This is a genomic window from Nostoc sp. KVJ20 (genome assembly GCF_001712795.1).
GTDB lineage: Bacteria > Cyanobacteriota > Cyanobacteriia > Cyanobacteriales > Nostocaceae > Nostoc.
This window is the reverse complement of sequence record NZ_KV757622.1, coordinates 199,665-206,508: the sequence shown is the minus strand read 5'-3', so window position 1 is coordinate 206,508 and position 6,844 is coordinate 199,665. Positions and strand designations below refer to the sequence as shown.

Genomic DNA, 6,844 nt, shown 5'->3' with positions numbered 1-6,844 from the left:
AAATCTTGCTGGCAAGTCTCGCCAAGGAATGCCTGCTCGGTAACGATATAACACCGCTTCGACAAACAATCGGTTATTTTTAGCCGTGGCTCCCACATAGCCCTCTCGCCCAGGTAGCAGGTTTTTGATTCTCTCCCACTGGTCATCTCGTAGTGCGTATCTGCTCGTCATCGTTTTCAAGAATGTTTATTCTTTTTCACCAGTTCTGATTCTAGTTTTTCACCAGTTCTGATTCTAGTTTACCTAATTGATGACACGCCCTAGAGATATAGAATAATACAGCTAAGTGCTGAGTGCTGTACATGGATAGCGGGGCGTTGAGCCAGTACTGAGTAAAAACCCAGTTTTTTCAAGACTTTGAGAGTGAAGGATTAAAATTTTGATTCTTCACTCTTTATTATTTATAGCCTCTCTCCTTTACTAGCGAATTAGGAGAGAGGAATTGGAAGTGAGGTCAAAATTGTATCTCACGCTTGTCGAGAACCGCTATATCAAATTGATCAAAATCTCATTTTCGGATAAAAGTTGAAAAATTTTTCTGAAACTCTCTCTGGGTATTCTTTTCAGGCGTTGCATGGCGGCTTATAGCAGCTTCGCTACTTTCTCCCCTTATTGAACCGATACGTGTTATAAATCTATCTGTATAGGAATCCGCTTTGATTTCTGAACTAATTTGCGTAGTCAGGCAATAGGCAATAGGCAATCTTGCTACAGTCAAGAAGACTTCTTAGTTGTACTGAGTTTTTTCAGAAATCAAATATGAGTCCTATAGTATCAGCTAGTTGAGTTTTTAGATAATACTAGGATAATAAACTAATGAATGTATCTAAAAAATTAGCCAATCAGATTAGTAATTACGATAATCCTAATTCTATAGGGTCAAAGTTAAGAAGCAAACGGTTATTAACTCTTATTTCCATGATTCATAAAATTCATGAGAAGTATAAAGAAGTAAATATTCTTGATATCGGTGGAAGAAAAAACTATTGGAGTATCTTGCCTAAAGAACTCTTAAAAGAATACAAAATTCATATAACAATTGTTAATTTTACTGAGGAAATATTACCAGAAACTGAAGAGCATTATAAATTCATTCATGGTGATGGCTGTAATCTCCATTTTTTTGAAAATAACTCTTTTCACATAGTTCATTCAAATTCTGTAATAGAGCATGTTGGTGATTGGGAACATATGGTTAGCTTTGCAAAAGAGGCCATGAGACTAGCACCTAATATATTTATTCAGACTCCATATTTTTGGTTTCCTATAGAACCACATTTCATGTGTCCGTTTTTTCATTGGCTTCCCAGACCTGTGAGAATCAGCTTAGTTATGCACTTTGCTTTAGGAAATCATCAACGTTACAAAAGTATTGGTGAAGCAGCTTCTACTCTTGAACATTACCGCCTGCTGGACAAAAAAATGTTGCAATATTTATTTCCAGACTCATTAATCAAGAATGAAAGAATTATCGGAATTACTAAATCTTTGACTGCTGTAAGATACGAAAATAATTTAATTAATGAAGTAAAAGTTTGAGGTAAAGGATTTTTTTAATGAAATTAACTAAGTCTGGATATTTACAACAATAACAAGGATACAAAACTGTGGACAAAGTTGACGGGTAAATTGGTGTTGTTTATCAAAAATTATAATCGCACGCTTATCCCCGCCTCTAGCTCTTTATGCTATTGGGGTGAACAATAGTAATTCCTTCAACTTCTACAAAATCTTTTGGGTTTAAAGTCAGAATATGGCTGATGTTATGGGCAAGTACTACTGCTTGTATGCGTAAATCGTGGGTGCGTTTACCTGAAATCTTATGAGTTGTAGCGAGGCTAAACCAAAGGCGAAATATATCTGGTGTTTCTTTTAGCCACTCAAACTGATTTATTAGCATTTGCACCGAGAGTTCGGTTTCTTCTGGTGTCCATCCCAATCCATTTACAGCTACAGGACGGGTGGCTACAACCCAAAATTCAATTAAAACTTGAGATGTAATAAAACATCGATGGTTATTAGATATTAGATACCTGATTGTGCGATCAACAAGATTGTAATCGGGCGAAGCTATATCCCTGGAGCGTAACAAGATATTGGTATCTAATAAACAATGGGTCATACTTCATCAGAGTAGATATTTTCTCGACGCAGAGCTTCATCATCAAGGTTGGCATAGCTTTTTGGTGCTGTATCTATCCACTCCTGCCAAAGTAATAATCTCTCTTCGGATGTTTGAGGTTTACTAGTTAGTAACGTTAAATGCTTGTTACTAAGCTTTTCTTGAAAGAGTTTTTGCTCTTCAGGGGAGAGGTTTAGTACCACTTCCACGAGGGAATTAACAAGTTGTACATTCATGGTTGTGTATCCGATTCACTCTTTTCAGTCGGGAGCGACGGGCTTTCGCCTTGCCCTTATGCTGCTCTACTATAATACTGACTGTTGCTCCCGCCATACAGCAAACGACATAGCTAATTTCTGCTCACGCTCATCTCTTGCTGCTGTTGCTGCTGTTCAATAAGAATCTCATTCCAAGTTAGCCCCGGTGGCGAAATCATACTAATTTTTTTTGGCTGACGAAAAAATTTGCACCCGAAGCATTAATTTACTCGAATGGAATTTATAAGGTATTTACAAGGATTTTTCTTAAAAAGGCATATATGCAACTTCACATTAAATTGGTATAACCTGTAACCTGTTCCCTATCTCCATCAATGAATTTAATTGTGCCCGACTACTTATCTATTTTTTTTGCTATGGTGATCCCAAAGGAACTATTAAGTGCTTACGAGGTGTAAATTAAATGATTAATTGAACTGGTTGTATAAAATCTTACAAGCAAAGAAATAGGATTTATCCATAACGTGCATCTGTTTTGTTACTTATTAGGTTGGGCAATACGCGCTTCAATATCTTCCAATGTTTGTAACAATAGACTCCTTGCCTGCAATTGCCAGCCCCATTTCTGAATTCTGTAAGCTGATATAGTACCAACTATAGCTGCTAACAAACAGATCGGTTGATTTAAAGAAATTCCGAATAACAAACCCAATCCAGCAATTCCCCAAAATGGTAAGGCTACTGTTTGTCTTTGTTCTTCCACAACTTGGGTAACTATATTAGATTTCTTATTAGCTAATAATGCTTCTTTGACTTGTCGTTGTTCGGCTGCCGACACTGATAAACCTATTTTACGACGTAGTTTTTCTATTTTGCGGGCATCAGTGCTGTACTCAGTTAACTCATCTTCTGCCATTTTCAGAAGTCGTTCTAGTTGTGCCATTGTGGATTCCATCCGGTATTTTGATACAGCTATCAACCTAAATAATTGTTAACTTTTATTGACTATATGGTTGTATTTAATCGCCAAATTTAAAGTTACGCGACAGAATGAAAAATCTAAAATTGAATATGGGGAAAATATACTAGCGGTTACGCACTTACAAGTTGAGTATAAAATTAAAAGGTAATTATGGCTACAGTATCTAAAAGCACTTTATCTCTATCTGCCCAGGAGCGATCGCTCATTCTCTGGTTTGATGAAGTTGGTATTGCTGATATCCCGGTAGTTGGTGGTAAAAATGCCTCGCTGGGGGAAATGATTCAACAGCTAACGCCCAAAGGCATCAACGTTCCCACAGGATTTGCCACCACTGCTTACGCTTATCGTTATTTCATTCAATCAGCCGGGTTAGAAGCAAAGCTACGCAAACTCTTTGCTGACTTGGATGTTGAGGATGTCAAAAATTTACGAGAACGCGGGAAAAAAGCGCGATCGCTCTTAATTCACACTCCATTTCCTGTAGAATTGCGAGAGGCGATCGCTACAGCCTACCAAAGTCTCTGTGAACGATACCATGCAGAGACAGATGTGGCAGTCCGTTCTAGCGCCACTGCTGAAGACTTACCCGATGCTAGTTTTGCCGGACAACAGGAAACTTATCTCAACGTTGTCGGTGCTGAAGGAGTTTTAGCAGCTTGTCATAAATGCTTTGCTTCCATATTTACCGATCGCGCTATTTCTTATCGACATGCCAAGGGATTTGACCACTTTAGCATTGCCCTGGCTGTAGGCGTGCAAAAAATGGTGCGCTCTGACTTAGCAACCTCTGGGGTGATGTTCTCCATTGACACAGAAACCGGATTTAAGGATGCGGCACTAATTACAGCTGCTTATGGTTTAGGTGAAAATGTTGTCCAAGGGTCTGTAAATCCCGATGAATACTATGTTTTTAAACCAACTTTAAAAGCTGGTTTCCGCCCAATTATTGATAAAAAATTGGGCAGTAAAGAACTGAAGATGATTTATGATGATGGCTCCAAATTTACGAAAAATGTGTCAGTTTCGCCCAGTGAAAGAGGCAAATTTGCTCTGAATGATGAAGAGATTTTACAACTAGCAAATTGGGCATATTTAATTGAAGACCATTATTCCCAAGTCCACGGTATTAACACTCCAATGGATATTGAGTGGGCAAAAGATGGCATTACTAACCAACTTTTTATTGTGCAAGCGCGTCCCGAAACCGTCCAGTCACAGAAGACGGGAAACGTCTTGCGGAGTTATCGGTTGGTATTGGGGAATCGGGAATGGGGAATCGGGAATGGGGAAAAATCTACCCACTCCCCACTCCCTGATTCCCAATCGCCACTCACCCTTGTTACTGGACGTGCGATTGGAGAAGCCATTAGTCAAGGGAAAGCACGTCTAATTTTAGATGTTCAGAAACTCGATCAGTTCCAAGCCGGGGAAGTTTTAGTGACAGAGAGAACTGATCCCGATTGGGAACCAATTATGAAACGCGCCAGTGCAATTGTCACTAATTCTGGTGGACGAACCTGCCACGCCGCAATTATTGCGCGAGAATTGGGTGTACCTGCGATCGTCGGATGCGGCAATGCTACAGAAATATTGAAACCTGGTCAAGAGGTAACAATTTCTTGCGCTGAAGGAGAAGAAGGAAAAGTTTATGCAGGCTTATTACCTTTTGAAGTTGAAGAAGTTACTTTAGATAACTTACCCCGCACCCGCACTCAAATTTTAATGAATGTGGGTAATCCCCAAGAAGCATTGAGTTTATCGGCAATTCCCAACGATGGCGTAGGTTTAGCGCGGACAGAATTTATCATCGCTAACCAAATCCAAATTCATCCAATGGCGTTGATTCACTATGACTCATTAAAAGATGAATTTGTCAAAGCTAAAATTGCTGAAATCACCTCGCTTTACGACGAGAAACCCCAATATTTTGTAGATAAATTAGCCCAAGGCATAGGTAGAATTGCCGCAGCATTTTATCCCAAACCAGTAATTGTCCGAACCTCAGATTTCAAGAGTAATGAATATGCCAATTTATTAGGTGGGCGACAGTTTGAACCCCATGAAGAGAACCCAATGCTGGGTTGGCGAGGAGCGGCGCGTTACTATGATGAAGGCTACAGAGAAGCTTTTGCCCTAGAATGTCATGCCATCAAAAGGGTACGGGAAGAAATGGGTTTGACGAATGTGATCCCGATGATTCCTTTTTGTCGCACTCCCGATGAGGGACGTTTGGTTTTAGCAGAGATGGCAAAAAATGGTTTAAAGCAAGGTGTTAATGACTTGCAGGTTTATGTGATGTGCGAGTTGCCGAATAATGTGATTATGGCTGAGGAGTTTGCTGAGGTATTTGATGGCTTCTCCATTGGTTCTAATGATTTAACTCAGTTGACACTGGGGTTAGATAGAGATTCGGCATTGGTGGCGCGGTTGTTTGATGAACGCAGCCAGGGTGTGAAGCGAATGGTAAAAATGGCCATAGAAGCGGCGAAAAAATGCGATCGCAAAATCGGCATTTGTGGACAAGCACCCAGTGATTATCCAGAATTTGCTCAATTTTTGGTGGAACAAGGAATTGACTCAATTAGTCTAAATCCAGATTCGGTTTTAAAGACGATGCTGGAAGTGGCAAAAGTTGAGGGTATTAATTCATAATTCGAGTAATTTATGCCAGTTAGAGACCGTTACCACGAAAACTTGAAGAATGCCCTAATTAAAGATGGCTGGAATGTTACTGACGATCCTTTTCATCTAAAGTGGGGAAAAAAGGATCCTTACGTGGATTTGGCAGCCGAAAAGTTGCTCATCGCAGAAAAAGGAAGACAAAAGATTGCTGTAGAAATCAAAACCTTCAGTGGCGTACTTTACCTACCTTGCTGTCATGAGCCGCAATTATCAAGATAGGGTTTTGTATATAGCTGTTCATGAGGATGTTTTTACTGATATTTTTGAGGAAGAGCCGCTTGGTAAACTTATATTGGAAGACTACAAAATTCCTCTGATCGTTTTTAATCCAAAGCGGGAGGTTATTGTCCGATGGGTAATCTGGAACAATACAGGCAGCTAATTTGCAGCATTCTTACTGAACACACAAAGATTCCTTACTCTTATGGCAATATTCAGCATGAAACTATCTTTGATCGAGAACAGGATCGATATTTGGTAATGATTCTTGGCCGAGAGCCAGTGCCAGAACTCTCTCCAACTGCAACGCGTCGCGTTCACGGCTGTCTAATTCACATTGATATTATAGATGGCAAAATTTGGATTCAACGTGATGGCACTGAAGAGGGGTTAGCAACGGAATTGGTGAAAGCAGGTATCCCAAAGGATCGGATCGTGTTAGGGTTTCGGTCTGAAGAACTGCGGAAAAATTCAGAATTTGCAATTGCATAACCAAGGGTAATTAAATTTCTGGATAACTACCCATAGCATAGCGATCGCCATATTTTGTTTGTGTAATTGTCTACAACACCTTTGACTGCTCAACTATAAGTATCTTAGTATTTTGCAAAATGGCGATTT

At 39.7% G+C, this 6,844-nt stretch carries 9 protein-coding genes; 5 read left to right on the top strand and 4 right to left on the bottom strand.

The window, feature by feature from the left end; all coding sequences use genetic code 11:
• On the bottom strand, positions 1-171 hold a 171-nt coding region (locus A4S05_RS38960; protein ID WP_141699731.1), incomplete at its 3' end, for a transposase.
• 645 nt (positions 172-816) lie between these two features.
• Here A4S05_RS38960 and A4S05_RS17040 point away from each other — a divergent pair.
• Positions 817-1,539: a class I SAM-dependent methyltransferase gene (locus A4S05_RS17040; protein WP_069070984.1), complete on the top strand. Its 723-nt coding sequence runs from the start codon at positions 817-819 to the stop codon at positions 1,537-1,539.
• 136 nt (positions 1,540-1,675) lie between these two features.
• Here A4S05_RS17040 and A4S05_RS17035 read toward each other — a convergent pair whose 3' ends face one another.
• The 3 genes from A4S05_RS17035 to A4S05_RS17025 all read right to left on the bottom strand — a co-directional run bounded on the left by A4S05_RS17035 (position 1,676) and on the right by A4S05_RS17025 (position 3,283).
• A complete protein-coding gene (locus A4S05_RS17035; protein WP_069070983.1) occupies positions 1,676-2,122 on the bottom strand; it encodes a type II toxin-antitoxin system VapC family toxin in 447 nt (148 codons plus the stop codon).
• Positions 2,119-2,358, bottom strand: a complete 240-nt coding sequence (locus A4S05_RS17030; RefSeq protein ID WP_069070982.1) for a hypothetical protein — start codon at positions 2,356-2,358, stop codon at positions 2,119-2,121. The genes A4S05_RS17035 and A4S05_RS17030 overlap by 4 nt, the downstream gene beginning before the upstream one ends.
• 520 nt (positions 2,359-2,878) lie before the next feature.
• Positions 2,879-3,283, bottom strand: a complete 405-nt coding sequence (locus A4S05_RS17025) for a hypothetical protein (RefSeq protein WP_069070991.1) — start codon at positions 3,281-3,283, stop codon at positions 2,879-2,881.
• A gap of 189 nt (positions 3,284-3,472) precedes the next feature.
• On the opposite strand from A4S05_RS17025, the gene ppsA reads away from it, so the two are divergent.
• Genes ppsA through A4S05_RS17010 form a run of 4 tightly spaced genes read left to right on the top strand, consistent with a single transcriptional unit; the run spans position 3,473 to position 6,715 of the window.
• Positions 3,473-5,974, top strand: coding sequence for a phosphoenolpyruvate synthase (ppsA, locus tag A4S05_RS17020; protein ID WP_069070981.1), 2,502 nt, complete (start codon positions 3,473-3,475; stop codon positions 5,972-5,974).
• A 12-nt stretch (positions 5,975-5,986) separates the two neighbouring features.
• The gene (locus A4S05_RS43365; protein ID WP_256091009.1) at positions 5,987-6,223 is read left to right on the top strand and encodes a XisH family protein; all 237 of its coding nucleotides are present in this window, start codon (positions 5,987-5,989) and stop codon (positions 6,221-6,223) included.
• Positions 6,201-6,386, top strand: coding sequence for an element excision factor XisH family protein (locus tag A4S05_RS43360; RefSeq protein ID WP_256091008.1), 186 nt, complete (start codon positions 6,201-6,203; stop codon positions 6,384-6,386). The genes A4S05_RS43365 and A4S05_RS43360 overlap by 23 nt, the downstream gene beginning before the upstream one ends.
• Positions 6,356-6,715 carry a XisI protein gene (locus tag A4S05_RS17010; RefSeq protein WP_069070980.1) on the top strand — a complete coding sequence of 120 codons (360 nt, stop codon included), beginning with the start codon at positions 6,356-6,358 and terminating at the stop codon, positions 6,713-6,715. Before A4S05_RS43360 ends, A4S05_RS17010 begins: the two co-directional genes overlap by 31 nt.
• Positions 6,716-6,844 lie beyond the last annotated feature (129 nt).